At 49.8% G+C, this 26,826-nt stretch carries 26 protein-coding genes; 6 read left to right on the top strand and 20 right to left on the bottom strand.

Going from position 1 to position 26,826, the window contains the following annotated elements; translation table 11 throughout:
• Positions 1–202: 202 nt before the first annotated feature.
• The 10 genes from Q0Y46_RS12820 to Q0Y46_RS12865 form a co-directional block, all read right to left on the bottom strand.
• The gene (locus Q0Y46_RS12820; protein WP_295685561.1) at positions 203–1,138 is read right to left on the bottom strand and encodes a Crp/Fnr family transcriptional regulator; all 936 of its coding nucleotides are present in this window, start codon (positions 1,136–1,138) and stop codon (positions 203–205) included.
• The gene (locus Q0Y46_RS12825; RefSeq protein ID WP_297947860.1) at positions 1,138–2,079 is read right to left on the bottom strand and encodes a cyclic nucleotide-binding domain-containing protein; all 942 of its coding nucleotides are present in this window, start codon (positions 2,077–2,079) and stop codon (positions 1,138–1,140) included. The genes Q0Y46_RS12820 and Q0Y46_RS12825 overlap by 1 nt, the downstream gene beginning before the upstream one ends.
• Before the next feature lie 6 nt (positions 2,080–2,085).
• Positions 2,086–2,433, bottom strand: coding sequence for a 50S ribosomal protein L19 (gene rplS, locus Q0Y46_RS12830; protein WP_290957436.1), 348 nt, complete (start codon positions 2,431–2,433; stop codon positions 2,086–2,088).
• A 15-nt stretch (positions 2,434–2,448) separates the two neighbouring features.
• On the bottom strand, positions 2,449–3,153 hold the full coding sequence (trmD, locus tag Q0Y46_RS12835) for a tRNA (guanosine(37)-N1)-methyltransferase TrmD (protein WP_290957438.1): 705 nt from the start codon (positions 3,151–3,153) through the stop codon (positions 2,449–2,451).
• The gene (gene rimM, locus Q0Y46_RS12840; RefSeq protein WP_295685567.1) at positions 3,150–3,707 is read right to left on the bottom strand and encodes a ribosome maturation factor RimM; all 558 of its coding nucleotides are present in this window, start codon (positions 3,705–3,707) and stop codon (positions 3,150–3,152) included. Before rimM ends, trmD begins: the two co-directional genes overlap by 4 nt.
• Positions 3,708–3,778: 71 nt before the next feature.
• Positions 3,779–4,228, bottom strand: a complete 450-nt coding sequence (gene rpsP / locus Q0Y46_RS12845) for a 30S ribosomal protein S16 (RefSeq protein WP_297947863.1) — start codon at positions 4,226–4,228, stop codon at positions 3,779–3,781.
• Positions 4,229–4,431: 203 nt separating this feature from the next.
• Entirely contained in the window at positions 4,432–5,757 is a 1,326-nt protein-coding gene (locus Q0Y46_RS12850) for an MATE family efflux transporter (RefSeq protein ID WP_295684528.1), read from the bottom strand.
• Positions 5,758–5,835: 78 nt separating this feature from the next.
• Positions 5,836–7,548 carry a hypothetical protein gene (locus Q0Y46_RS12855; protein ID WP_295684524.1) on the bottom strand — a complete coding sequence of 571 codons (1,713 nt, stop codon included), beginning with the start codon at positions 7,546–7,548 and terminating at the stop codon, positions 5,836–5,838.
• A 151-nt stretch (positions 7,549–7,699) separates the two neighbouring features.
• The gene (gene ffh / locus Q0Y46_RS12860) at positions 7,700–9,058 is read right to left on the bottom strand and encodes a signal recognition particle protein (RefSeq protein ID WP_295684521.1); all 1,359 of its coding nucleotides are present in this window, start codon (positions 9,056–9,058) and stop codon (positions 7,700–7,702) included.
• Positions 9,059–9,148: 90 nt separating this feature from the next.
• Entirely contained in the window at positions 9,149–10,165 is a 1,017-nt protein-coding gene (locus Q0Y46_RS12865) for a hypothetical protein (RefSeq protein ID WP_297947866.1), read from the bottom strand.
• 283 nt (positions 10,166–10,448) lie between these two features.
• Between Q0Y46_RS12865 and Q0Y46_RS12870 the strand changes: the two genes are divergently transcribed.
• Positions 10,449–11,876, top strand: a complete 1,428-nt coding sequence (locus Q0Y46_RS12870; RefSeq protein WP_295684514.1) for an MATE family efflux transporter — start codon at positions 10,449–10,451, stop codon at positions 11,874–11,876.
• On the opposite strand, the gene fliB is transcribed toward Q0Y46_RS12870, so the two are convergent.
• The 4 genes from fliB to Q0Y46_RS12890 are packed head-to-tail and all read right to left on the bottom strand — an operon-like array spanning position 11,877 to position 14,700.
• On the bottom strand, positions 11,877–12,842 hold the full coding sequence (gene fliB / locus Q0Y46_RS12875; protein WP_297947869.1) for a flagellin lysine-N-methylase: 966 nt from the start codon (positions 12,840–12,842) through the stop codon (positions 11,877–11,879). It lies immediately after the preceding gene.
• Between the two features lie 9 nt (positions 12,843–12,851).
• Positions 12,852–13,043, bottom strand: coding sequence for a hypothetical protein (locus Q0Y46_RS12880; RefSeq protein WP_297947871.1), 192 nt, complete (start codon positions 13,041–13,043; stop codon positions 12,852–12,854).
• Between the two features lie 47 nt (positions 13,044–13,090).
• On the bottom strand, positions 13,091–14,197 hold the full coding sequence (locus tag Q0Y46_RS12885; protein ID WP_297947873.1) for an iron-containing alcohol dehydrogenase family protein: 1,107 nt from the start codon (positions 14,195–14,197) through the stop codon (positions 13,091–13,093).
• 17 nt (positions 14,198–14,214) lie between these two features.
• A complete protein-coding gene (locus Q0Y46_RS12890) occupies positions 14,215–14,700 on the bottom strand; it encodes a hypothetical protein (protein ID WP_297947874.1) in 486 nt (161 codons plus the stop codon).
• A gap of 292 nt (positions 14,701–14,992) precedes the next feature.
• Here Q0Y46_RS12890 and Q0Y46_RS12895 point away from each other — a divergent pair, with 292 nt between their 5' ends.
• Positions 14,993–15,982 (top strand): guanosine polyphosphate pyrophosphohydrolase, encoded by a 990-nt coding sequence (locus Q0Y46_RS12895; RefSeq protein ID WP_295684500.1) that lies wholly within the window; start codon positions 14,993–14,995, stop codon positions 15,980–15,982.
• 26 nt (positions 15,983–16,008) lie between these two features.
• On the opposite strand, the gene Q0Y46_RS12900 is transcribed toward Q0Y46_RS12895, so the two are convergent.
• The 6 genes from Q0Y46_RS12900 to Q0Y46_RS12925 form a co-directional block, all read right to left on the bottom strand.
• Positions 16,009–16,497, bottom strand: a complete 489-nt coding sequence (locus Q0Y46_RS12900) for a hypothetical protein (RefSeq protein WP_297947876.1) — start codon at positions 16,495–16,497, stop codon at positions 16,009–16,011.
• The gene (locus Q0Y46_RS12905; RefSeq protein WP_297947878.1) at positions 16,494–16,976 is read right to left on the bottom strand and encodes a hypothetical protein; all 483 of its coding nucleotides are present in this window, start codon (positions 16,974–16,976) and stop codon (positions 16,494–16,496) included. Before Q0Y46_RS12905 ends, Q0Y46_RS12900 begins: the two co-directional genes overlap by 4 nt.
• A 151-nt stretch (positions 16,977–17,127) precedes the next feature.
• Complete coding sequence (locus Q0Y46_RS12910; protein ID WP_297947880.1) at positions 17,128–20,127, bottom strand: TIGR02171 family protein; 3,000 nt, start codon at positions 20,125–20,127, stop codon at positions 17,128–17,130.
• Between the two features lie 98 nt (positions 20,128–20,225).
• The gene (locus Q0Y46_RS12915) at positions 20,226–20,780 is read right to left on the bottom strand and encodes a GNAT family N-acetyltransferase (protein WP_297947882.1); all 555 of its coding nucleotides are present in this window, start codon (positions 20,778–20,780) and stop codon (positions 20,226–20,228) included.
• Positions 20,781–20,784: 4 nt separating this feature from the next.
• The gene (locus Q0Y46_RS12920) at positions 20,785–21,684 is read right to left on the bottom strand and encodes a hypothetical protein (RefSeq protein ID WP_297947884.1); all 900 of its coding nucleotides are present in this window, start codon (positions 21,682–21,684) and stop codon (positions 20,785–20,787) included.
• 19 nt (positions 21,685–21,703) lie between these two features.
• Positions 21,704–22,543: an FISUMP domain-containing protein gene (locus Q0Y46_RS12925; protein WP_297947886.1), complete on the bottom strand. Its 840-nt coding sequence runs from the start codon at positions 22,541–22,543 to the stop codon at positions 21,704–21,706.
• Positions 22,544–22,792: 249 nt separating this feature from the next.
• On the opposite strand from Q0Y46_RS12925, the gene Q0Y46_RS12930 reads away from it, so the two are divergent.
• From Q0Y46_RS12930 to ilvC, 4 genes are all read left to right on the top strand, one after another.
• Positions 22,793–23,884 carry a fibrobacter succinogenes major paralogous domain-containing protein gene (locus tag Q0Y46_RS12930; RefSeq protein WP_297947888.1) on the top strand — a complete coding sequence of 364 codons (1,092 nt, stop codon included), beginning with the start codon at positions 22,793–22,795 and terminating at the stop codon, positions 23,882–23,884.
• A 106-nt stretch (positions 23,885–23,990) separates the two neighbouring features.
• Complete coding sequence (locus tag Q0Y46_RS12935) at positions 23,991–24,413, top strand: DUF2442 domain-containing protein (RefSeq protein ID WP_297947890.1); 423 nt, start codon at positions 23,991–23,993, stop codon at positions 24,411–24,413.
• 129 nt (positions 24,414–24,542) lie between these two features.
• Positions 24,543–25,601 carry a fibrobacter succinogenes major paralogous domain-containing protein gene (locus tag Q0Y46_RS12940; protein WP_297947892.1) on the top strand — a complete coding sequence of 353 codons (1,059 nt, stop codon included), beginning with the start codon at positions 24,543–24,545 and terminating at the stop codon, positions 25,599–25,601.
• 281 nt (positions 25,602–25,882) lie between these two features.
• A partial coding sequence (gene ilvC / locus Q0Y46_RS12945) for a ketol-acid reductoisomerase (protein ID WP_297947893.1) occupies positions 25,883–26,826 on the top strand: 944 nt, incomplete at its 3' end.

Here is a 26,826-nt window from a genome sequence, read left to right on the forward strand (position 1 = left end):
CGGCCATGTTCAAGCAAGCTTGACCGCGGCACTCGCCTTACGCATTTGTCCTACTCCCTCACACCTCAAAGCGACCGGAGGTCGCGACCTCATACCTCAAAGCGAGCTTGCGAGCTATACAAGACTTGCCAATTTATTGGCTTAGTCGTTGTTATGCCCTATGGGTAGACCTCAAAGGCACGAAGTGCCGCCCTCACCGCCCCTAATTGACCAGCTTCTTGTCGAGCAGCGGGAATATGCGGTTGAGTTCGACTAAATCGAGAATCTTGTCAAAATCGGCATAGAAGAACTGGATTTCCTCTATGGGCATGCGGATGTCGTAGGTAGCCGAGGGGAAGAGCAGCTTGCGTTCGACGAGCGAGCTCATGGTGCGCATGGTCAGCGTGAACCCGTGCATGGATTTTTTCGCTTCGTCGCAGAGTTGCTTTGTCGTGACTGTGCAAATTCCCCCCGGGCGCGGCGAAGAACTTTCGCGGGCGACCTTCAGGAACGTGGAAAGAATCATCTGGTCTGTCATGGACAGGATGTTCGGCGATACTTTCTTGTTCAGGGCGCGGTACTTGATGGTCTCGTAGAGTATCGTTACGATTTGCAGGCTCGACGTGTTGATTACGTTGTCCTGGACTTTGAGAACCCCGAGTTCTTGTAGGATTTCGAGCAGCTTGTTCGCGTTCTCGACCGATGTCCCTGCAAGCGCCTGGAGCCCCTTGCGCAGGGCTTCGACTTCAAGCTTGTTTGTGTTGGAACGCTTGAGGTTCGAAGAAATAATATACAGGAGTGGCGGGAGCGACTGGATGAGTCCGTTTTTCCGCTTGTTCTCTTCGGCGATATGGAACCGCTTCGACAGGAACTGCAGAATGGCCCCAATCCAGGATGGCTTCTGTTCCAGAGTGTCGTTGAGCGTTTCCCTAGAAATGACGATGAGTTCGCTGGGTTCTGCTGCCCGGAGCGTGTACTGCCTGGGCGCACCCTCGAGTAGGCTGAGTTCGTCGATGATGGAGCCCGGCCCGAAGTTGATATAGCGTTCTCCCGAGCCCAGGTCCTGTGTCTCGGCGACAATCATGCCGCTCTTCACGATAAAGAGGGTATTGGCCTTGTCGCTTTCGAGGCAGACATATTCGCCGGCGGTCACGATCATTACAGTACCCCCCGGATGTTGGTCTCGAACCGGAGTGCGGTCAGGTAATAGTTGATTTTGTCTGGATTCACCCGGAACATTCCCTTGCTCGTTTCGGTACACCAGCCCATCTTCTGTATCCTAATCCATTCGGCCACGTTGATGTCTTTGACTCTTTCGGCAAGGAACGAGAGCCACGACGGGCCATCCATTTCCATGTCCTTGTTTGTCGTGGACAACGTGACAAGCAGTTTTTTCTGCATGATGGAGAGCTTGAAAGGTTCCCAGGAACCGCTTTGCTCGATGGATCTCTGGTAGTCGACGAAAAGCTCCAGCAAGAAGGGGTTTGGCACCATGAGCAAAATCTTTGCACCGTCTTTCTTCAGTTCCAAGAAACGGCGGCGGGCGAGGGCCTTGAGGTCTTCCTGAATATTCTTGTCCTTGACTTTCGTGAGCCAGCCGAATTCGCGGATGATTTCGTCTATGGGAATGTCCGTGAATTCCGGGAGGTTGCTGCAATATGCAGCCAAGCTCATGAGCGAATTGGATGTCGCGGGAGCGTAGAGCGAGGCTTTGAGTTTGCGCGTCTTGCGGGAGAGTGCCCTGATGACGGCCAGGAGCCACACGGGGAGCGTCTTAAGCTCGGATTCCATGCAGTCCTCGTTAATCAAGGTCACCACGGAGTCCTTGGAAGCCTCGATGGTCAGGTGGAAGGGTTCCCGTTCGAGCAGCGATGCCACGCCGACCAAATCGCCGGGGTGCATCTTGAACACCACCTTGCGGTCGCCGTCCGCGGTGTCGATTGCTGTGAGTTCGCCTTCATCCAAAATGATGATGGAGCGCTCGCCGGTCTCGGGGGAATATACAACAAAGCCCGCCTTCACGTGGATCCGCGTGGGCGGGATAATTTGCTGTCGGGAATCCCCCGTAACCATCGGGAAATAACCGCCTTCGAAGTTCAAGCTGGATTAAGCCTGACGTTCGTCGATACGTGCAGCCTTGCCGCGGAGGTTGCGCATGTAGTAGATGCGAGCCTGGCGGACCTTACCGGCGCGTTCGAGTTCGATGGAGTCAATGCGGGGAGAGTTGACCGGGAAGATGCGTTCGACGGCAACGGAGCCGGACATCTTGCGGACAGTGAGAGTCTTGCCGATACCAGAATTCTTCTGCTGGATAACGACACCCTTGAACGGCTGGATACGTTCCTTGGTGCCTTCAATGACCTTGACGTTAACGGTGACAGTGTCGCCGGCGCGGAAATCCGGCATATCGGATTTCACGTTTTCGTTCTGGATTGCTTCGATATTCAGGGACATAGTGTGTACCTCTTTTTATTTGTCGCCAAATTTAGTATTTATTTTCAGTTTTTCAAAGATGTCGGGGCGCCTTTCTTGCGTTCTTTTCAACGATTCTTGGCGTCTCCACTCGGAAATGTTCTTGTGATGGCCCGAAAGCAGCACTTCGGGCACCTTTTTTCCCTCAAATTCCTCGGGTCGGGTGTAGACCGGCCATCCCAGTACGCCTTGGGCGAAGGAGTCTGTCTCGCCACTTTCTTTGTGGCCGAGGGCTCCGTCCACCAGCCGGACGACAGCATCCGTGAGGATCATGGCGGGTAGTTCGCCCCCGCTCACGACGAAATCGCCTATGGAAATCTCCATGTCGACCTCGGACTGCCGGATGCGCTCGTCGATTCCCTTGTAGTGCCCGCAGACGAGCACCAGGTGGTTTTCCTTGGAAAGCTCCTGCGCAATCGCGTGGGTGAGGGGGACCCCGTCGGCCGTAAGGTAGATGACCTTTCCGCCGTCTTCCTTGACTCCCGTGCTACGGATGGCCTTGGCCAGTGGTTCCGGCCGGAGCACCATGCCCGGTTCGCCCCCGTAGGGCACGTCGTCTACTTGCCCGTAGTCGTTGATGGCGAAGTCGCGGAGATAGACGGTGTTGAACTCGAACAGGCCCTTGGCTTGCGCCCGCCCCATAATGGAACTTTTCATGGGCGCAAACATTTCGGGAAAGATGGTGATGCAATCGATAATCATCTTTCCTCCGGGCACAGGGATTTGAGGTAGTCCGCATCGCAGACAATGAACCGGCCCTGCTCGTCGACTTCCTTGACGCAATCGTCTATCCACGGGGCGAGGATGGATTTCTTGCTGAATTCCTGCTGCATGTCCGGGTCGAACTGGATATGGAACGCGTCGACCGTCATGAGTTCCTGCACTTCGAGCACTTCGCCGACTTCGCGCCCGTCTTCCGTCTTGACGCGGAAACCGACAAGGTCGTCGATATAGTATTCGCCTTCGGGTGCGGGAAGCCTTTCCGATTCCGGAATCATCACGTCGGCATTCACCAGGAACTTCGCTGCTTCGGGGGTGTCGATTCCCTTGAACTTCAGCAGCCAGAGATTGCCGGCCTGCCTGGATTCCTCGATTTCGAGGTCCAAAATTTCTCCGTTCGTCTTTTTCACGGCCACGGCCTTGAGGCTCTTGTGGCGCGTGATGTCGTGGGTCAGAGGCATCGCCTTGATATGGCCCTTGACGCCATGCGTGCGCATGAGCTGGCAGACGGTGATGAATTCGGGAGAATCAGACATGATTTAGACGGTCGGTAATTAGATAAAAAAAGTCCCGTGCGGGGGCACAGGACCTTTTCAAAGAGTTGAAGTTATGCTTCGGCAGGAGCTTCGGCCGGGGCTTCAGCGGCAGCGGCTGCGGCGGCAGCAGCTTCAGCAGCAGCGGCTTCCTTGGCGGCCTTTTCGGCTTCGATCTTGGCGAGAGCCTTAGGACCGAGCTTAGCCTTTTTGGCCTTTTCGGCACGCGGAGTAGCGACCTTGCCTTCGATAGAGCGGCCAGCGCGGATTTCGTGGAAGAGTTCCATGATGCCGGCCTTCTTGAGGAGGTTGCGGACGGTGTCAGACGGCTGAGCGCCAGTCTTGAGCCACTTCAGGACCTTTTCCTGATCGAAGCGGATCTCGGGCACCTTGGTGTTCGGGTTGTAGAAACCCACCTGTTCGATAAAGCTATCGTCGCGGGCCTTACGGTTGTCGATAACCACGGCGCGGTAGATGGGGTTGTGACGCTTGCCGAAACGAGCGAGACGGATAACGGTTGCCATTTTAACCTCTTTTGGGTTTTCCCCGAAAAATCGGGGGTGTTGTTCATTTTTGGCCAAATATAGCAATTAAAATCTTGTGCGTAAAGGACGGAATGTAAAATTTTTCCGTTCTTTGTAGATAAACTAATTGGAGAAATGCTGGAAATTGGCGAAATTTAACAGAAAAAGCCGTTTTTTAGAGTGCGGAGACTAGGACGCTTGCGCTAGACGACGCCGGATTTCTTCCATTTTCCACCGCGCCAACGGATATAATTGACGATGGAACGGTAAAATTCGTCGGCGGCCATGCCCAGCCAGATGCCCACGAGACCGAGGTCCAGGACGAAGGCGAGCAGCAGCGCTGTGCCCAGGCCGCAGGTCCACATCATGGAAGACCCCACAATGGCGGGGAACTTTGAATCGCCCGAGGCGCGGAGTGCAGACGTGATGACCATGTTAGCCGCCTTGAAGGGCTGGAGGACCACGTCGCACCAAAGGCAGAGCCTGCCCAGTCTGATGACTTCGGGGTCGGCCGTGTAGAAACTGAGCAACTGCTCCCCGAACAGGGCGACGGCTATCGCTATCAGGAGACCGCTTGCGCTGCCGGCGATGAGGCTCTGGTGTAACCGTCGGTTCGCTTTGGCGAAATCGTGCGCCCCGACAAGGTGCGCGACCAAAATCTGGTTGCCGCTGCTGAGGCCCACGCTGAAGATGACGGCGATCATCGCGAAGTTCGCGCTGAAAATGCGAGCTGTCATGGCCGTGATTCCCAAGTGGACGACGAGGGCGGTGAGCACGACTTGGAAAAGTTGGAAACTGACGGGTTCGACAGCGGCAGGGAACCCGATGCGTATCCAGTCGGGCAGGATGATGCGGGAACGCATGAAGTCGGTGCTGCGGATTTTGTGATGGATTTTGAAATGGTGGACGAGGAAAAGGATTGCCGAGGCGATGAGCCAAGAGAGCATGGTCGCGAGAGCGACTCCCTTGACTCCCATTTTCGGGAGGCCGAGATAGCCGTTCAAGAACACGACGTTCATCGCGGCATTCGAGATGATGGTGATGATGTTGCCGAAGAGGTTCCAGATGGTGAGCCCGTGCGTGGCGATAAGCGCCGTGAGCGTTGATTGCAGTGCTCGGAATGCAAAACCGATGGAGACCACGTGCAAAAAGTCGCGGGCGTGGAGGGCGGCATCGCCGGTAAGTCCCATCCAGCTCACGATGTTGTCGGCAAGCGGGATGACGACGAGCGTGATGGCTATGCCGAGGAGCAGGCTCCCGACGAGGACCATGGTCTGTGTGGTGGCCGCTTGCCGAGGGCGTTCTGCGCCGATGAACTGGGAGGCGATGCTCGCCCCGGCCTGGGCGAACGCCAGAATGGCCATGAAGAGGGCGCCCAGGATGGGCATGAGTGCCCCCACGCCCGCCGCCGCTGTTTCGGATGTGCGCGACAGGAACCAGCTGTCCATCATCGGCTGTATGGTGCCGATACCGAAGGTGATGAACAAAGGCCACGAGAGGCTCAGTAGGGAACGGTCCTTGACTTGCATGCGCCCAAATATTAGAAACGCCCCCAGCCAGAGGCTAGGGGACGTTTACAATTTTCTGTTTACAGATGTAAGCAGAGATTACAGGGTCGTGCTTACTCCGCCGCAGGTACCATACTTGCCGATCTTATAAATGTTGATGGTATTGGTGGCAGAAATGCCTGCGGAGTTGCACCTTGCTGCGGTATCACCATACAGCCTGTTGCAGTAATACGAAATGCCTTCCGTTTCATCGTTGGTGTACTTGATCTGGAAACTGGTGGCATGCCCCAGAGCTTCAGCCTTGGATAAGGTCGTTTTTGCGTATTCGGAACGAATCAGCGAACTGAATGCGATGTTTACCGTCTTGGCCGATGAGGTCGGTGAGGCTAGGTAGTAATAGGAGAGTCCTCCGTCGCCTTCGGCCTGGAATGCTACCTCAAAGTAGTCCGTTGCGTCATAGGTCATGCAAATGCCTTCCCAGTCAGACAGGTCTACAGATTCTGCTTCTCCATTGGGCGACCAGCTGAAACCGAATCCTGCATAAGGATAAGGATCGGGGGCGAGATAGCCTTCTGCGGAGGTGCCCTCAAGGTGCCATCCCTTGTAATTCAGCGTGATGTTCAGGTTGAGAGCGGCGTCCGTGAACTTGCCAACTGCCGTGGACGTTCCGTAGTCAGCGTCATCCAGGTACTTGAACCACCATCCGGAGCTGTCTCCTGTCACTTCGTTGTCTTCGAGGAAGTTGTCTGCGCTTACCGTGTTGAAGAAGGTACGGGCGCGGGATGCATAAGACGGATCCCAGAGAACGTCGTCCTTGAAGGTCACGGACTTGTCGTCGGCTGCGGCACTGGACGAAGACTTGGCCTTGGAGCTAGAGGAAGAATTATCTCCTTCATCATCGCCTTCGTCGTCGCCTTCGCTATCGCCCTCGCTGCCACCTTCGTCGTCGCCTTCATCATCGCCTTCGTCATCACCCTCTTCTTCGCCACCTTCGCCTTCTTTTTCTTCGCTGTCTTTTTTCTTCTCGCTGACTTTCAAGGCAGTCCATGCCCATTTCGAATCTTCGTCTTCGGAACAGGTGTAGAATTTTTCGTCGGATGTATCGTAGGCATAAATCAGCTTGGGGTTGGCCGTTGCCCATTTCTTGGTGCACTTGGGCATGTCGTCGATCTTGTCGACGGCGGGAGCCCACATGTAGGTCGCTACACCGGCCAAGTCAATTTTTGCGCAGATGTAGTCGGTGCTCTCGTCCTTTACGGCAACGATTTCATTGGCGTTGGACTTTTCGCATTTGGTTGAGTAAAGCTTTGTCAGGCTGGAAATAGTTTTGGATGGCCCGTCTTTTTCTTTGGAGTCTTTTTCAGAAGATTCCGAGCCGCTTTCGAACTCGTCGCATGCTTCTTGCTGTTCCTTGTATGTCTTGTCCAGTGTACCGGAAAGGCCTTTGGTCGTGGTGATAGTGCAGGCTCCGTCTTCGAATTCGACTTCCACGCCTTCTTCGTCTTGGTCTAAAGCCTTGCAAGATGCCTTTGCCGTGGCGTTGGATTCATCCGGCATAGTTATAATCTGGGTTTCAGAAACCTTCTTGCCTTCTTTGTTGAATGCATAAACGATGGTCGTGTTGACCCCTTCGTTTGACATCTTCACGGTGACGGCGGTCGAGGACTTGGAAACCGTACAAGTCGCGGTTTGTTTGGAAGGACTGCTGTCGCTGCTGGAGTCATCGCCGCAGCCGAACAATCCAAAGGTTGCGGCAAAAAGCGCCGATATGGCTACAATTTGCCCCTTACGAAAAGCATGAAGTTTGGACATAGAAAGTCTCCTTGATGGAATGTTACAAATATATAATAAAAAGGCTACTTCGTCCAACGGTCTATGTTAGTTCGGTTGTATTTAAACAGAAAAAATCCTCTTCGCGGTCGGATTCTGCGAAGAGGAAAACTTGTTCTACAAGCAAAATGGGCTATTTGCGCTTCTTTTTGACCTTAGGCGGCGTGTAATTGCTGCCGACGGTTCCACCGTTGTTCTGTTTTTTCGCGAAGGCACCGACTTTCTTGAACATTTCCTTCATGCCCTCGTACTGCTTGAGGACCGCGTTCACACGCCCGATTTCGGTACCTGAACCCTTCGCAATGCGGGCCTTGCGGCTACCGTCCAGAATTTGCGGTTTCTTCCTTTCTTTGGGCGTCATGGAACTGAGAATCGCTTCTACGTAGACGAGTTGCTTTTCGTCAATCTGGTCAAGCGGGAGCTTGTTCAAACCCGGAATGAGCCCGAGAATGTCCTTGATGCGGCCAAGTTTCTTGATGGTACGCAACTGGTTCAAGAAATCGTTCAGGTCGAAGGTGTTGTTGAGAATTTTCTTTTTGAGGTCCTTCGCTTCTTTCTCGTCGATAACCTGTTGAGCTTTTTCCACGAGGGAAACCACGTCGCCCATGCCGAGGATGCGGCTCGCCATGCGGTCGGGGTGGAACAGTTCGATATCCGGGAGCTTTTCGCCAACGCCTATGAAACAGATGGGGACGCCAGTCATGCGCTTGATGCTGAGTGCAGCACCGCCACGGGTGTCGCCGTCCATCTTGGAGAGGCAGACGCCCGTAAACGAAAGGCGCTGCCAGAAGGTTTCGGCCACGTTCACCGCTTCTTGGCCAATCATCGCGTCGGCGACGAACAGGATTTCGTCGGGGTGGACGGCGTCCTTCGCCTTTTCAAGTTCCTGCATCAGTTCTTCGTCAATCTGCAGGCGGCCTGCGGTATCGTAAATCACGAGATCGAAGCCGTTGTCCTTGGCGTACTGGTAGCCGTGCTTGATGATTTCCACCGGGTTGCCCTGGCCTTCGTCGTACACGGGGATGCCGATGGACTTGCCGAGCACCTGCAACTGCTTGATAGCAGCCGGGCGGTACACGTCGGCAGCCACCAGGAGCGGTTTGCGTTTTTTCTTGCTGCGCATCCAGAGGGCAATTTTACCGGCGAATGTCGTTTTACCGGAACCTTGGAGACCTGCCATCATGATGCCGACCGGAGCGGGGCCGGAGAGGTTGATTTCCTTGGTCTCGCCACCCATCACGGCCACGAGTTCGTCGTGGATAATCTTGACAATCTGCTGACCGGGAGTCACCGAGTTCAGGACTTCGGAACCCAAGGCTTTTTCCTTGACGGCCTTCACGAAATCGCGGGTCACGTTGAAGTTTACGTCGGCTTCGAGGAATGCCCGGCGCACTTCGCGCAGCGATTCGGCGACGTTTTCTTCGGTGAGTTTGCCCTGCCCACGCAGGTTCTTGAGGGTAGATTCTAAGGAGTCGGTCAGCTGTGAAAACATAGTGCGGGTAAAGATAGAAAAAACAAAAAAACACAACAAAGCATTTTTTGCTTTGTTGTGGCTGAATCGTGTTATAATTTGCGCGTTATGCTAGAAAATGAATGCGATACCTATGTGAGGGACGATGTTGATGCCAGAGAACATATAGCTGAGCGCTTCGCTTTCTTTGGAATTTTGATATTCGTAAGAGTAAACGCCCAAACCAAGGACGTTTGTTGTAACATCGATTCCACCCACAACGGCAAATGCTTCGCTAAAGAGGTACGCTGCAATGAGGTCGCCACCAAGTATTGCGTCGATGTAGGTTGCCGAAAAATTAGTAGATGTCGGCTCGGGTTCAGTTGGGTAGCTTACGACACCGTAATTGTAGGTTTCAGTCTCGGAAACCTTTTTGTAGTCTCCCTCAAGTGCCTTGATGTCGAATCCCATGAGGAGGTGAAAAGCCAAGACAAAGTTGTCCGATAGGGGAGCCATACCCCAACCGAATTTCAGGTTGAAGTCTAAACCGTCTAAGTCGGGTCCCCTTTTCCCTTTTTCTCCTTTTGTATCTCCGGCAACGTAGCCAATGGAGAGTCCGAATACAGAAGTGAGCTTGTTTTCGCTAATCTTGTAACGGCTCCAGTTGAATTCGTAGCCGATAGAACTCCAATCAATATCGGAATCGTCGACTTCCCATGTCTCGTTTTCAATTGGAAGTGCAAAATTGAGGGTTTGCAATGAGCGCCCACTCTTTTTCGGCTCTTCGGGTTGAGGGGGTGGGTATGGTTGATTGTAATTTGCTTGGTTGTAGTTCTGCTGTGGGGCGACATAGCCCTGGTTGTAGTTCTGCTGGGGGACTACGTAGCCTTGGTTGTAGTTTTGCTGGGGCACAACGTAGCCTTGGTTGTAGTTCTGCTGCGGGACAACGTAACCCTGGTTGTAGTTCTGCTGCGGGACAACGTAACCCTGATTGTAGTTCTGCTGCGGGACGACATAGCCCTGGTTGTAGTTCTGCTGCGGGACAACATAGCCTTGGTTGTAAGGTTGTGCTGGATAGGGCTGCTGATTATTGACGGGGACTACATAAGCATTGGCTTGTTGAGCGAACGATGATGCCGTAAAAAACAAAGCTGAAATAAGTATGAAATTTGAACATTTGTACAGCATTTTCTCTCCTAAGTGTGACTTTTTATACGGTCTTTTGTAGATAATATAAACCTTATTTTGTAATTAAGAAACTTTATTGGTAAAAAAAAGAGGATGAAAGTCTTTTTTTCAAAAAATGTGTGATATGGACGACCGAAAAAACTCATTTTCTTTGCAAAAACGCTTTTTTTGAGAACGCCAATAGTGCACTAAATAGTAGATATACTCGCCTTTTTTGCGTTTTTTTCTATATTTGTCGCCCAATATGGTCGATTCTTTGTTGAATATCTTTTATCGCCCTAAAAAATTCAAAAAGAATGGGGATGTGAAGGATGTGCTTGTTGTGGCGCTTCCGATGCTCCTGTCGATGTCTTTCGACACCATCATGACCTTTATCGACCGCCTGTTCCTCTCGAAGCTCGGGCCCGCCGAGATGAATGCGGCGCTTGGCGCGGGGGCGGTGCAGCTTGCGCTCACGATGTTCTTTACTGGTGCCATCAGCTATACGACTGCAATGGTTGCGCAGCGCCTCGGTGCTAAAAAGAAGGCCGACTGTGCCCGTGTCTTTATGCAGTCGGTTTACCTCTCCCTGATTTCCGTACCGTTACTTTACCTCACGATTCCGCTGGGGCATATCGCCTTCGGCATGGAACACTTGCCCGCCGACCAGCTGGAATACCAGAAGACGTATTTCAATATTTTGATGTTCGGAGGCATCATCAACTTGGTGCGCAATGCGGCTCCGTGCTTTTTCAGCGGTATCGGCGAAACCAAAATCGTGATGAAGGCGGCTTTTGTGGGCATGATTGTGAACGTGGCCTGCAACTTTGTGCTGATTTACGGTCTGGGCCCGATACCCGCGCTAGGCGTGGCCGGGGCTGCCTACGGGACGCTCATCGGGAACCTCGTCTCGACCGTCATCTTGTTCGCCAAGTTCTTCGCGAAGTCTTGCAATAGTCGCTTTAACACACGTTCCTCTTTTGCCTTCAGCTGGCCCCTGACCCGTGAACTCCTGCAGAAGGGGGTTCCTTCCGGTGTCGAGATGTTTTTGAACATGTCGGCGTTCCAGCTTATGATCCTGATGTTCCATGCGCTCGGCCCCGATGCTGCTACGGCTTCGTCGGTGATGTTCAATTGGGACATGGTAGCGTACGTGCCGTTGATGGGGCTGGAAGTCGCCTCCACGAGCCTTGTGGGGCGTTACGTGGGCGCACGCGATGCCGCTGCGGCAACCCGCTCGACTTATTCTGGCCTCAAACTCGGATGGGGCTATTCCCTAATTATGGGGGTTTTCTTCGTGTTCTTGCCTGGCGTGTTGACAGATATTTTCAGGCCCGATGTGGCAGAGGCTTCGGCAGAGGCGATTGCGATTTTCGATGCTGCTCGCCCCATGAGCATCTTTATGCTGCGGATAGCGACCTTCTACATCTTTGTCGAGGTGTTGCTTGTGGTGTATGCGGGTGCGCTTCGCGGTGCGGGTGATACTGTGTGGGTCATGTTCACCTGTGCCATCATGAACTGGTGCGTTTCGGGTGCGTTGTATGTGGCAGCCTACATTTTCCATTTGCCTGCTCATTACGCATGGATTGCGGTCGTGGCTGTTTACAGTACGGCGCCGGTCATTTTCTGGTGGCGATGGAAGAGCGGTAAGTGGCGCCGCCACGTGATGGACAAAGAACGTCTTGCTGCTTGATTATTCGTCCAGGGAACTCTCGACGAACTCCATAATTTCTTCGGCGTATTCCAGCTGTTTCGAAAGCATCTTCACAGCGTTTATCTTGATGGCTTGGGCGTCGGCGGCCGTACTGCCGGCGAGTTCGCATGTAAAGAACCTCGCCAAGTTCCAAAAGAACAGAGCGAACATGAGCTTGCCCTGCTCACGCCCTTCCATGAGGCACTTGGCGTAATGGCGATAGATGAGGTAGGCGAGGAGTCTCTCGCTTTCGGTTTCCGAGAAGAATCCCTGGTCTTCGAGAGCCGTAACGTCTTGTACTGTATCGACCTTCGCCTTGATGCGCGCAAGCGCCTCGTCCCATGCGGGGCCGTAGCTTTCCAGTTTCGCGAGGAGTTCCAAGTAGGCTTCTGCATTCTCTAGTGGTGCAAATGGATTTTCGTTGGAGTACCCGAAAATGTTGTGTAGCTTTTCTTGGAAGGTCAGGGTTTTGTCGGCGAGTGTTGCAAAAATCTGTTCGCGGGCGTACAGCACCTCATCGCGGATTTCGCGGTCGTCATCGTCTAGCTCGTCTTCGGGTTCGTTGCATTCTTCTGTTGTGAAGGTGAGCGACCCGTTGCCTGTAAGCAAAAGCCTTGCCGCTTCTTCGCAGCAGAGCCCGAGCCCACGCTCCATGATGTCTCCATAGACTTCCACAAATCGCGGGTGTTCACGGCAAATATCGCAGAGGGCGCCTTCGCCGAGGTGCGCGTAAATTTCGCAGAGATTCTCCTTGTCCAAAAACGGGCAGCGGTCATGGGGCAACAGCTTGAAATGTCCATTTTCGATGTTGGCGCGCAACTTGTCGCCAAAAGCGCCTGTCACCTTGCGGTATGCCTTTTGCGAATTTTCATCGACATCGATTTCCCAACCCACGCAGCATGTGTCGCTGCACCGTGAGGCGATGCACTTGAAATTATCGTAAAAATCGGGCTTGCGGAGAATCATGCAATGTGCCTAGATGAGTTCGATATCTACGAGGAACCTGTAGAAACAAAACACCGAAACGCCGAGAATGAAGGTGAGAACGATGACGAATTGCACCGGATGCTCTTGGAAACTGTAATCGGCCTTGCCGTACGAAAAACTCCCGCGAACGATTGCACTCACGAAAAGGGAAATGAAAAGGATGCCAAGGAGTAGGGACATGTTTTAATCTCTATAGTTGCAGTTATGTGCTTTGCTCGTTGTGGTGGTTATTCTAGAGTTAGCGACTTGTCGTAAATGGAGTCGACTTCTTCGGGGGTCATTCCGCCGGGGACGAGGTCTAGCTTGGAGCGGTTCACCTTCATGGCGGCGGCGAACTGGTCGCGCATTTTGCGAGAAACCTTGCATTTGCCGATGAGTTTGTCGAGCATTTCGGAGAAATCGGCGGTGCTTTTGAGGCCCAACAGTGTCAAGATGCGCTTGACATCTTCGGGAACCTTCTTCTCGCACACATCTACGTAGCCGGCGAGGAAGTAGCCAACGGCGGGGCCGTGCGGCGTGCCTTGATTGAGCGTGAGGTCGTAACTCATGCCGTGCGGTACGGTGGTGCTCGTGTGTGCGATGGACATGCCCGCGATAGTCGAGGTGAGCATGAGTTTTTCGTACAGGCTTTCGTCAATGGGGGCATCGGAAAGGAGGGCGTCCTTCAATTCTCCCCAGAGCTTGAGCCCGTATTCCGGGCACATACGGTTGAACGCGTTGGAATAGATGTTCAAGATGCTTTCGACCATGTGGGAGAGCGCATCGACCGCGGTGTTGATGATTAGTGTTTTCTTTGCCGAGGCGAGGTACTTCCCGTCGACAAGCGCAAGTGCCGGGAAAATGCGGTGCGGAATGCTCTTCTTCAGGTGAATCTTGTGGTTCGTGATGATGGCGACTGGGGTTGCCTCGGAACCTGTTCCGCAAGTGGTCGGTACGGCAACGACAGGTACGTGGTTGAGCGGCTTTTCTGGTGCCTTGTGCAAGTTGTCTGCGTGTACATTCGGGTTCGCAAGGAGCAATGCGGCTGCTTTTGCCGCGTCGATGGCGGAACCGCCCCCGATGCCGATGATGTAATCGGCGCCGAATTCGCGTGCCTGCTGTGCGGCGTTCCCCACGGTGTCGGTGGACGGATTTTCTTCGACCTGGTCAAAAACTTGGTACGGAACGTGGCCTGCATCCAGAACGGCGGTGACATCGTTCAAGGAACCGTTCTTCTTGGCAGAAGTTCTGCCCGTCATAATGAACGCGCGTTTTCCAATCGCAAGCAGATTTTGCGCGTGGTTCTTCACGCAGTCTTTTTCAACGTAGATATCCGTAGGTACGTAGAAACGCATAGAAAGATCTCAAGCAACTATTCTTCATCAGGATCGAAATGATTCTCGAAACTTTTGAACAGCGGACCCCAATAATAAGCGTAAACATCATCAACCTTCACATAGGTTGCTTCGTTTTCATTATTCCATGCCTTGTACTTGGTCACTTTTATGGTGCATGTTTTTTCATCGCCCTTTACATCAATGTAGTAGCGGTGTGTTATTTGGCCCACGCCTCCGCTATAGGTGGCCATATTTCCTGTGCGGACTCCTGTATATGTGGCATAAACTAGCGCATTATGACGTTCTGTCACGATTCGCCCGTTTTCTGCATCTTCTTTTGTCAGTGCCACCTTTTTTTCGGCAAAAGCTCCTTTTACCGCATTGAAACAAGTCTCAACGGGTTGGTTATAGCTCTTGGTAAGGTATTGGTCATAGAGGTTGGGGTCATCTAATTGCATGGTTTTTGCACATCCGGTGAGAAGTGCGAATACAACCGTCAAAACGGGAAAAATTTTTTTCATAGAGCCTACCTCTTTATGTTTGTGTATTACTACAAAGTAATATAAGTAAATCCCCGCTGAAACGGAGACTGTTATTTAAAGCAAAATCAAAAAAATGCTCTCAGGATGACTTTGTTGGCGAATTTGGGCTTTTATGAAGAAAATGTAAAAGAGGCCTTTATGTTTTTCATTTGGTGTAAAGCGTTTTCGTGAGCGGTTTCTAGAAGATTTTTGTCCGATGGAGTGGGCATAAATCGTTTTTATATTTCGTCTTGTAAACCCCAATATGAAGTTCGGCTTCAGGAGGCTTGAGATGATTTGTTTGAACGACTATCTGTTCTCTGGAAATACGGTGCTGAAGATTCTGCACCAATACTCGAACGACCTCAGGAACAGCGCGAAAGGAACGCGCAACAGCATTGACCTCGCGCACTCGAACTTTCTGATACAGATTATCGAATTGCTCGAACACAACGACTTCTTGACCTCGCAGTCCCAACGGATAAAAGAATTCTATAAATTCATGACGAAGGAATATCCCTTCCTTGCCTTCACGTTCAAGGGACGCATCAAGTCGTTGATCCGTGCCGAAGAAAAGTTCAACGGGTATATCCTTGAATTTATCTACAACTACTACAAGAAGAATGGAACGTTCCCGTCCGAAGCCGAAATCAAGAGCAAACTGAATTTCCGCGACCTGATTGCCTACCGCATCGTCATCTCGATGCCGGTTTGCCATATCAGAAAAGGCGAAGACCGCAGCGAAGTCGAACGAAAATATCTCTACGAAATCGCCAACGCCTTGCCCGAATTCCTCGAAGAGCGGGGCTTCACGGCAGAAGTTTCCAAACACTTGAGTGACAGCGGACATTCCGACCTGCTCAAGGATGCTGTCAGGCCGTATTACCATGACTCGGTGGCGACGCCCAGGAGCTCGGGCTACCAGTCGTTACATATAACATTTTATGATAATCTTGCGCGCTGCTACACGGAAGTCCAGTTGCGTACAAAGGACATGGACGACTTTGCCGAAATCGGCGAAGCGAACCACTTTGGCTACGAAAAGTCGCAAGAAGAACGTCGCTCCAAGCACGACCAGATTCCGAGTGGCGAGTGCGTCTACTTTGACGAGGCTTACGAACGCCTAGTGAAATTGCAAGAGCTTGAACTCGCGAAAATCGACGTGAACATGTTCAAGGCCATCAACAATCACCTTATCAACGATGGCTGCGGGCTGTTCAGAGGCCGGCAAATCTTGCCGTTCGAACACCTGTCACGGTTCCAGAATGATTTGATTGATTAGGATTTTCCGATAGGCTCAATTTCCATTTAGAGCCTGCTCCGAGCTCTGTAAACACAACCAAAATATATACCGTCATCATCAATAGAATCCTTTATGGAAATCATTTTTTGATTAACCAGGTCATACTCCATCGTTCGTTCAACTTGCCAAACATTTGACGTCAGTTCTGTCATCATTTTTTTGGGGGGAGAAAATGGAACAAGTTTTAAAACAAATAAACGTAATGTATCGCATGTCACGCTATCTGTAGACACACATCGCCAGTCACCACCGATTCTTCCAAGCCGATAATGGACAGAATCACCCTCGTCCCTTTTAAACATATCCGCATACTTGTGGACTTCTTCCTCCTGCATATAATCAGGATAACAAAGGCCGTTGACTAACTTCTTATTGATGCGAATGGTTCCAGGGGGGTCTTCCAGATAAGTGTGGCTTGAAGAAGTCGTCTTATTATAAGGGGCGGTATGACAACTACACAAAAGCAAGGCGGTGCAAAAAAGCAAAATTCTCATAAATAGAGTGCCCTATCGAACAGATCAATCGATCCCATAAACACACCCTCCTTGATATTATAACAACCAGCGCCTCCATTGCGAAGGTCCTTCGTCCAATCATGCCAAACAACGAATCCATCCAAAACAGAATGTTTAGCGTATTCAAAATCAACATAAACAAAGTTTAATGGATCCGTTTCCTTTTTTTCTTTTTTCGAATTCCATTCTTCGATACAATGTGGCGATTCACTAATACGGGACACATAATGAACATAAGAAGTGTCCTTCGTATTACAAAAAACAGAGTCGTCGCAAACGTTCTTTCTGCCCGATGCTTCCGCAATTTTCCGAACAACACTTGAATCCAGTCGACAAGGATATGCAAAAGGGAAATCCTCACTGCACATTCCACTCGTATAGGTAATCCGTTCACCCGTAAAACAAGCACAAAGCATAAAACAAATGCTTGCAGTCAGAATAATTTTAATATTTAACATCAATCCATTTCCTACAGTTAGACATTTGTTTTTCTTGGGCTCATAAAGCATACATATAAGATAATATAATTACGGATACTTCGCGCCGGGAATGTTCCAACCCACTTTTAAGGATTAAAACGCACTTTTTTCAATGGAATTTGGTATTTGGTCAAGGGAAATTGCTTTCGAGCGTCATTAGGAGCGAATCGACGCGGTGCGTCATCTGCTGTGCTCCAACTGGGCAAAGGTGTTGTTGATCTTCGGCCATACTATTCGAATAATCATGATTGCCCATCTTGTTTTCGTCCATCACAATAAAATGTGGATACTTTTCATGCATTCCGGACAAGACCTTCGTCAAAGAATCGCCCACACTCCGGCGGGCCCCATAACAGGCAAAGAGACCTGTTTTCTTATAATTCGGACTCATGGGGAAAATAATTCCGATGACATATATATTCCGTTTACCCGCCGTTTCAACGAGGTCGACAAGAGTATCCATCGCCATTTCAATACTTTCCGAAGTAAGCAAAGTCGAATCATAGTTACAGATATTGGTTCCCCATCCTTTGCAAGCTCCTACCGACCAATAACCCATGTTTTCCCTCAAGGCCTCCCCATTTTGGTCGCTATACCCATCTTCGGTCAGTTCAGCGAGTTCTTCTGGCATTCCTGCCGCCCAATATTCATGATTTTTGTCATAGACATAACCCAGAAACTTCTTGTAGTCCGAATAAAAGAAATTATGGTCCGATTGCGGCTCCCAGCGCCACAAATCGTAATCTAGCGACAAAATAATATAGCGCAAATTCTTGACATGCGGATAAACATAATGGTCGAGGTAGAATTTGGACTCATAAATACCGCTTGGCGTCCGCGCCAAATTCAGGACAAAGAACTTTTCACTAAACTGCTTAGGAACTATGCCATCTAGAGGCCGAGAAGACCCAAGCACAACGACATTCGCCTGGTCATGGTAATTCCACAGAAGTTCCATATTGTTTCGCATCAGGCCGTTTCCTGCAGTCCAATAACTGGAGTTCAGGTACATTCCTGCGCTATCTGGATCAAGAATTAACGGAACGGCAACCGACGATGAAGTCGTAATGCTTATACTCGAAGAAGAACTCTTTGGTGTTTCGCTCGAAGAGCTGTTTTCACTTGACGATGACGCTTCCGACGAAATACTAGCCGGTCCACTCGAAGAACTTTCTTCACTAGATGACGAAGTTTCTGACGAATTTCCGGTCAATTTACTTGAAGAACTTTCTTCGCTAGAAGAAAACTTTTCGGCAATTGCACTAGATGAAGACGATTCAACAGATTTAGAAGAAGAACTTTCTTGCGTCACCTTTTTCTTCGACTTCACCCATATGCAAGGGTGCCAAAGTTCTGAACCTTCTACAAGTTCCATAATTTTATCAGATTCAACATTCACTAGGGCTATTTTCTGGTGAGCGCCGTTGACATTGGAAAGCGTTGCAACCACCAAATTTTTATCGGAGACCCATTCCGTGTGATCAAACGAATAGCCTTTCGGCGATTTTATAGATTGTACCAATTCTCCGGTACTGTCTGCAATAAGCAACATTTCATGTACGGAATATTTCTTACCCACAAATGTTGCACCAGTATTTCCTGCAAAGTCAAGGAACAGTGTTCTATTACTGCCATCCATTGAAAGCGATACATTGCAGGCCTGTTCTCCATTATACCATAACTCATTATTTTGTGATTTGTTCGTGAACCGTGTTGCGCGCAGCAAAGACGACCCTGTCACCGCAAATCCTCTTCCAAAAGAAATCCCTCCATGAAAGCTCCCCTTGAGCAGTTTCTTCGGCGTTCCAAATTTTCCATTATTAAATGGAACATACCACGTACTATATTTTTCCCAATTCGATTCGGACTTGTTTATTCCCGGATTTGTAACAAATACAATCACAGTATCGCCGTTATCCAAGACTCGCCAACGCGGGATTGCAGCCCCTTCTACATTCAACTTGACAAGTCCCGAGCCGGACTCGTTCAATTCTCGAACATACACCGACGACTCGCCTGCGACACCTTCAAGCCCCGTACAGAATGCAACATATTTGCCGTCAGGAGAAATATCGGGATGGTACGAATCGATATCGTCCCGTATTTCAACAACGGTATTAGCCGCATTCGAATAATTGATGTAGGCGAGATTGCCTGTTTCGTCATTTCGGAAAACGAGCTTAGCCTGATACGTTCCAAACAAGCTGCGAACATTTTCCGCCAAGATTAACGGAGTAATGACCGAAGTCACCGCACCGCTTGAAGGATTGAACCAAATTGCATTTTCAATCTTTCCCAAAACTAGACGAAAGCCTACATATTCCGCCTTTGAAAGGGGCGTTACTGTATAAAAATCTCCACGAGCATAAAGCGGGACATTTTTCTCTACAAACGAACTTCCCTTGAGAATTTTCTCGTTCATTCCGTTGGCACCCGCCGCTCCAACGAAGTTTTCAATAGTTGTATCGGCAAAAAGGCCCTTCCAATCATTCACCCATTCCTTGATGCTTCTGTTGATATCGTCAGAACGGGTATTGGCGACAAACATCCATTCGGCTTCGGTTGGCAAGCGGAAACCCAAAACATCATAATTTGTCTTAAATCCGACAAGATTTTCGCACGACTTGTCTTCGGCAAATTGTGCTCTGCTATAAGTATAGACCGTATCCATTTTATGTTTTTTGCTCAAAGCATTCGCATATAGGACCGCATCATAAAACGTTATATTTGCTTGCGGATAATCAGAAGAATCCTTCTTGAAGGAACGATTCATCAATTTTCCAAATTCGCCTTGCGTCACCTCGTGGACCCCGACGTAGAAATTATAGTCGAAAACAACCTTCATGGCCGGTTGTTCATCGATTTTCGCCGTTTTCGATGCCGTTCCGAGAACAGTCGTCTTTCCTTTTGAGCGAATATAAATAAAGCCTTCGTATTCCTTCTCCGTCAACACAGAATCGGTGTCAAGAGAATCGATGCCAAGTGAATCAATGTTAAGTGAATCGATGCCAGTGGAATCCACAGCCGTTGAATCGTCTGGAGCATTTTCTTCTGGGATGATGTCTTCTTCAGAAGAACTATCGTCGTCTCCACACGCCGAAAACGATACCAGCAAAAGAGCTAATATCATTTCCAAGAATAAGGCCGAAAACAACTTCAAGAAAGACATCCTATACAGTACCCTTAAGTTTTACCTCTGCTCATAATGAACACCTATAAGATAATAAATTACGGATACTTTGCGCCGGGAATGTCCTTGAGAATTTCTTTCCAGAAATTGCGGAATTCTTTGTCGGTGACGGTGCCACCTGCGCTGAGTAGGCGGTAATGTTCACCCTGCCAGTGGTATTCGACGGGTGCGGCGCCAAAGCCGTTGCGCTGGTAAAAGTCGCGGCGGCGGTTCCGGCGCTCAAGTTCCTCGGCGTCTTTGGAATCTTCTTCGACTTCGATATCGACGACGATGCGAGAGTCTGGATGTTTTTCGCGGATGGCCTGCAAAATTTGCGAACCGTACCCACGGCAGCGCAATTCAGGTACAACCGCAAAATAGACGATGTTCGTGATGTCGCCATGTGAGATGGAATTTGAAAACCCGCAGAACTTAGGGGCGGCGCCGTTCTCGCCATCTTCCTTTTCGAAAAACGCCCAGAATTCCCGTTTGATTTTGTTGTCGAGCAATTGCTTCATCGGAATCCGCTCGTTTGCCGGGAACGCCGATTCATACAATGCCTTGACCTGCGGCAACCACGGAGATTCCTTTGTGACATCGAAAAACTGGAGCATGGAATTAATCGTTGCGACAGCCTTTTGTAGGGTCGATTTTTGAATCTTCTATAAGATTGTTAATCTTTTTTGCTAAACGCTGTGCATTGGGATGAAAGCCGTCAAGGTCTGGAAGGTATAATTTCACCATTTTGGCGTTTTTATTGTCGGCAAGTTCAATAGTTACTGACGGATGAATGCACACATCAGCAGACTGGCTGTATTCAACCTCTGGCTTGTAATAGATGATTTCATCAATAATATCCTGAACCAAATTTAGCGGTAAGTCATTGCGATAACATGAATCCGTTTTTGATTTACCATTACCAATATAATTATGTTCTATTGTCTTTAGAACAACAGAATCTCTATATACGGACATATTCGCCGTCAGCCATTCACCGCCATCAAAAAAAGATGCCAACACGTTGATTTCACTATTTTTATCAGCCTCAGGATGGTCTGTATAAAAATCTTTTATGGACAACTCTAGTCGTTCCGTTTGATAAGCGATTTTTCCATAAGCTCGATTGTATAAGACAACATATCCCGAAAAGATTAAGGAGAATGCTATAAACGAAATGGCGAGATAACAGGCCCGTCGCTTTTTTGACTTTTTGCATGTGGTAAAGTAGAAAGTGGATAAAGGAAGGAATCCCATAGTTAGTCCGCAAAAACAACATGCATAAATATAGAACGGCCATGCGTCAATTGGAATTTCTATGGAATACGCTATTCCGACAGAATAACCTACCGCAATAAAAATGGCCAACAGAATTGAAACGACACGTCCTGTAATACGAAACGCCTTGCGGAACTTAGTGAAAATGTTGACAAAAATGCCTAATATAAATGGAATTATTGCAAAAATGATAACAAGTGCAACTGTTCCAATAGGTAAGGCTAATGTTTCTGTCAGTTCCATAGCTTTAAAAATATATATGCTATTCGGCACTCAATTCAGTTTCGACAGAATCCTTTATGCAACGGATTGCGTGTGCATCGGTGCTTTGGGTGGCGATTTGGTCAGTCCTGAAATAACCGTATTCCGATTCTGCAATCATAGGACCGATCCCACCAAATGAACTTGTCCAGAAAGTAGCCCTTTTGCCGAAGCTTGAGATACCGGAATATACCTTGAAACCTGTAGGATATGCAGAAAAGCCGAATTCATCGCTTCCGTTTCCTTCGTCTTCGTCTGAACTATCGTTTGGCCAACCGGTTGTTGTTCTAAGTTTCTTTTGAGCTTTGTAACTGCCGCCAGCCAAATCAATGAGTGTGTTCCACTCGTTTGAACTTGGTAGGTGCCACCCGCTTGGACAGACCTCGTTCCTGTATGTAAAATCGTAAAAAATACCGTATTTCCCGCAAGAGTCTGGAATTGATGCCTTCGCACAGTGGTTGTGCGCATATTCCGCAAACCGATTATAACTTAGATTTTGGGCCATCCAGGTTTGTTCGCCGATAACGACCGCTCTGTAAACCTGGCCGTCTCTTTCATCGGTAAATTCAATATAGTCGATGTCGGGATTCATGAATTCCCAAGCCAGTTTTGTGTAAGAGACTGCCGATGAGGACGATTTAGCTTCACTATTGGTGAAATTTCCTTCGCTAGGGGAACTGTTTGCGACGTTGCTGCTGTCGGAGAGTTCTCCACCAGATGAAGAACGTGCATCGGTGGCGCTGGTTGCGTTAGAACTGCTGTCGCTACCGCAGGCGAGAAATATTAATGCTGCGGCAAGAATGGATACATCGGCTGTTTTCTTCAAAATGCTAAAAAACATAATGAAATCTCCTTCCTTCTTTGTTCTTATTGAAAATTAAAAACAAGCCTACAAAATGTCAAATCGTGTCTTGATTTTTTTTAACCCTGGCTTTAGACTGCTTTCGTTATTCACATGAAAAATGCAGAAATAATTGCAAAATTGATAAGAATAATGTCGTCCAAGAAAATTTGGGGTTAGCTTTTCTGGACAAGTGGATTAGGAAAGATTATATTTCTATAGAATAAACCAAATCATTGGGGAGCCTTTATGCGAAACGTCATTACGAATACGATGGGAGCCTGCCACAAGCGAAGTATGGTGGTGGCAATCTGTATGTTGATGCTTTTACTCTCGGCGTGTGGTGACGACGACAGTAGCAGTGTCGCCCCGAACGAAGACGAACCGTCTTCTTCCAGTGTTGTCCAGAATTCTTCTTCTGCGAAATCGTCATCCAGTGCCACGTCGAGATCCAGCGAGAAGGATAAGTTGAGCAGTAGCTCTGCGGGCGAGGAAAAGTCTTCGTCATCTGCAAACTCGTCGTCCAGTGCCGAGTCAAGCTCCAGCGAGAAGGATTTGTCTAGCAGTAGTGTGAATGAAGTTTCGTCGAGTTCGCTAAAGTCGGGTGATTCGTCAAGTTCAAGTGAAATGCCGAAAAAATACGCCGAAGCGAAGGTCATGCCATTGGGAACATACGACTGTTCCGAATACAGCTGCTTCTCGACAGAATACCTGAATCAGGAATTTCTTGAAGTGGGGAGATATGGCGAAATTCTCGATGAACGCGATGGCCAGGTATATAAGGTTATTGAAATTGTCGACCAGGTGTGGATGGCTCAGAATCTGAATTACGAAGCGACGAACAGCTACTGTTACAACGACAACGACACTAACTGCACCAAGTACGGTCGCCTTTACACCTGGGCGGCAGCGATAGACTCTGTTGCGCTATATAACGGAGGCAAGGGCATGGACTGCGGCTACGGCAAGGCCTGTATTTTGCCCGATACGGTGTATGGAATTTGTCCGCCGGGCTGGCACTTGCCGACCAACATCGAATGGAATACACTGGTTACCGAAGTGGGCGGAGACTCGACAGCGGGCAAAATCCTCAAGTCAAAGACAGGTTGGTACAATAATGGCAACGGTACGGATGGCGGGGGCTTTTCTGCGCTCCCTGCTGGCTTAAGGAACAACGATGGTTACTTCATCGACAATGGCTACGGCGCCTACTTCTGGAGTGCCACTGCGAACGATGGCAACTACGCCAGCTTCATGAACCTGTACCACAGCCTTGATAGTGCATCCCAGCTCAACAGATACAAGTACAACGCCTTCTCGGTTCGTTGCGTAAAGGACTGATTGCACGGCGGCATCTCCCTTTAAAAAAAACAGCCTATTGACGGTTATTAAATAATAACCTAGCATTGATTATGCTAAAGATATTTGAAAGGGGTGGAATCTCTTTATGAACGAGATTACTGAAAAAGACGTAAAAAGGCTTTGGGTAGAAAAGGACGCTGTTTGCGTGGAACTGAAAGACGGTCGGATTGGCCGGGAACTCATCCGAGATTACGAACCGCTGCGGAAGGCTACGCGAAAACAGTTGGAAAATTGCCGCGTTGATTGCGATGGCGTGTGGTTTGATGATCTCGACGAGGGCCTGGAGCTTTCGGGATTCTTTTCGCCGAAAAAGACGAACCCCATTGGACGTGTGTTCTGGCTGTTCCCTGAATTGAACGCCTCGGCGTTTGCCCGCCGATTGGGAATCCCTCAGCCCCTGTTCGCCGCATACGTAAACGGAACGAAGAAACCTTCTTCGGCAAGGAAAAAACTCATTGACGAAGAACTGCGCCGTATCGGCAGGGAGTTGCTAAAAACAGTGGCATAGTTTTTTGGCCAACAATTTGGCCGTCCGTGATGTGCGGGCGGCTTTTGTGTTGATGCTTTGGGCTTGTTTTGCTTTTTTGGGTGAAAATAAATTACATTCTCTTTAGAAAAACATTGTTTGGAGGCGTTTATGAAGAAGTATCTTGATCTGTCATCCTGGAGCCGCAAGGCGGCGATAGGATCCATGCTGATAGTGGCGTTTGCTGTTGTCGGGTGCGATGACAGTTCTTCAGCGTCTGCTGGGCAGAATGATGAACCGGCTGTTGAATCGTCTTCTTCGAGTAGTGGCAAGGCTGGTGAGCCTGCCGAACCAGCCGAAGAGGCTTCATCCAGTAGTGAAAAGGCGAAGTCTTCGTCTTCTGATGAGAATTCGCAGTCGTCCAGCAGCAGCTCTACTAATGTGCGGTCTAGCTCTAGTGAAACTGAATCAAGTTCTAGCAGTGTAAGTGAGTTGTCTTCAAGCTCTTTGAACGACTTTGATTGGAACGAGCCCAAAGAAACTTACTTGAATCCGGAAATAGAGTATGATACTATAATAGACTCTCGCGACGGCAAGGTTTACAAGATGGTGACTATCGGTGATCAGGTATGGATGGCGGAAAACTTGAACTTTGACCCTGGTCAGGGAGGTTCCGGCGATGCAAAATACGAATGGTCCTGGTGCTACGATAATGAGCCCAGGAACTGCGACGTGGCTGGGCGCCTTTACACTTGGGCGGCAGCAATTGATTCGGTGAAGTTGGCGAATGATGCGGAAAACCCGCAGGAGTGCGGCTATGGCAAGAACTGTAACCTGCCTGCAAAGGTACAGGGTGTTTGCCCGCCGGATTGGCACCTGCCAACTCAAGCGGAGTGGAATACCCTGTTTTTGTCGGTGGGCGGTCAATATCAATCTACTGCGGGCAAGGCTCTCAAATCGCAGAGTGGCTGGTTTGTTATCAATTCGGGTAACTATTTTTTCAGCGGGAATGGTACGGATGAGTTTGGTTTTTGCGCTTTGCCTGTCGGTTGGGAGGACCGTGAAGGATTCCACGATGCAAGCCACTTTGCGGAATTCTGGAGTTCTACGGAGAGTACTGATCGTGACTGGGCGTATAATGCGTGCGTGAAAAACTACGAAGACGAAGCGTACGTAGATTTGCCTACCCGCAAGGATGTGGGAACTTCGGTTCGTTGTGTAAAGGACTAGCCGGAGCGTTGCGGGGCGGCGATTGAGCGCCCGCAGAGGGGGTGATGGAAGACGCGGCCCTTCGACAGGCTCAGGGACCTTGGAACTTCGCTTAGGATGATGTATTCAATGTTGCTCATGCCTCAAAGGGAGCCTACAGCGACCGACCTCACGCCTCATACCTCATTTCCTAACCACGAACCACTGTTTACTGACCACTTCTCTCGTCTCTCGTCTCTCGTCTCTCGTCTAAAATGCTATCTTTCCCCTCGGAACAATTTTATTTAACAGAGGTTCAAAAAATGAATTATTTCAATTCTATCCCTATGCGTCGCCAACTCGAAGAAATTGGCCACTGCCGTTTCATGGAACATTCTGAATTCAGCCGTGGTGTTGAAGCCCTCAAGGGCAAGAAGATCGTGTTCGTCGGTTGCGGTGCCCAGGGTCTCCATCAGGGTCTTGACCTGCGCGATAGCGGCCTCGACGTCTCTTACACGCTCCGCAAGGAAGCCATCGAACAGAAGCGCCAGTCCTGGAAGAACGCTACTGAAAACGGCTTCAAGGTCGGTACCTACGAAGAAATGATTCCGGATGCAGACCTCGTTTGCAACCTCACACCGGATAAGCAGCACCACAACGTGATTCCGGCCATCATGAAGCTCATGAAGAAGGGCGCCGCCCTCTCTTACAGCCACGGCTTCAACATCGTTGAAGAAGGCCAGGAAATCCGCAAGGACATCACGGTGATCATGGTCGCCCCGAAGGGCCCGGGTTCCGAAGTCCGTAGCGAATACGTTCGCGGTTTCGGTATGCCCTGCCTCATCGCCGTGCACCCGGAAAACGACCCCGAAGGTAAGGGCTGGGACTACGCCAAGGCTTACGCCGCTGGCCTCCATGCCGACCGTCCGGGCGTTCTCGAAAGCTCTTTCGTCGCCGAAGTGAAGTCCGACCTCATGGGCGAACAGACCATCCTTTGCGGTATGCTCCAGACCGGCACCATCCTTTGCTACGACAAGATGGTGAAGGAATTCGGCGTTGAACCGGCTTACGCGGTCAAGCTGCTCCAGTACGGCTGGGAAACCATTTCCGAAGCCCTGAAGCACGGCGGCATCACCAACATGATGGACCGTCTCTCCAACCCGGCCAAGATCCGCGCAACGGAACTCGCCGAAAAGATGAAGAAGATCATGAAGCCGCTCTACCAGGAACACCAGGACAACATCATCTCTGGCAAGTTCTCCAGCAC

The sequence above is a fragment of the uncultured Fibrobacter sp. genome (genome assembly GCF_947305105.1).
GTDB lineage: Bacteria > Fibrobacterota > Fibrobacteria > Fibrobacterales > Fibrobacteraceae > Fibrobacter.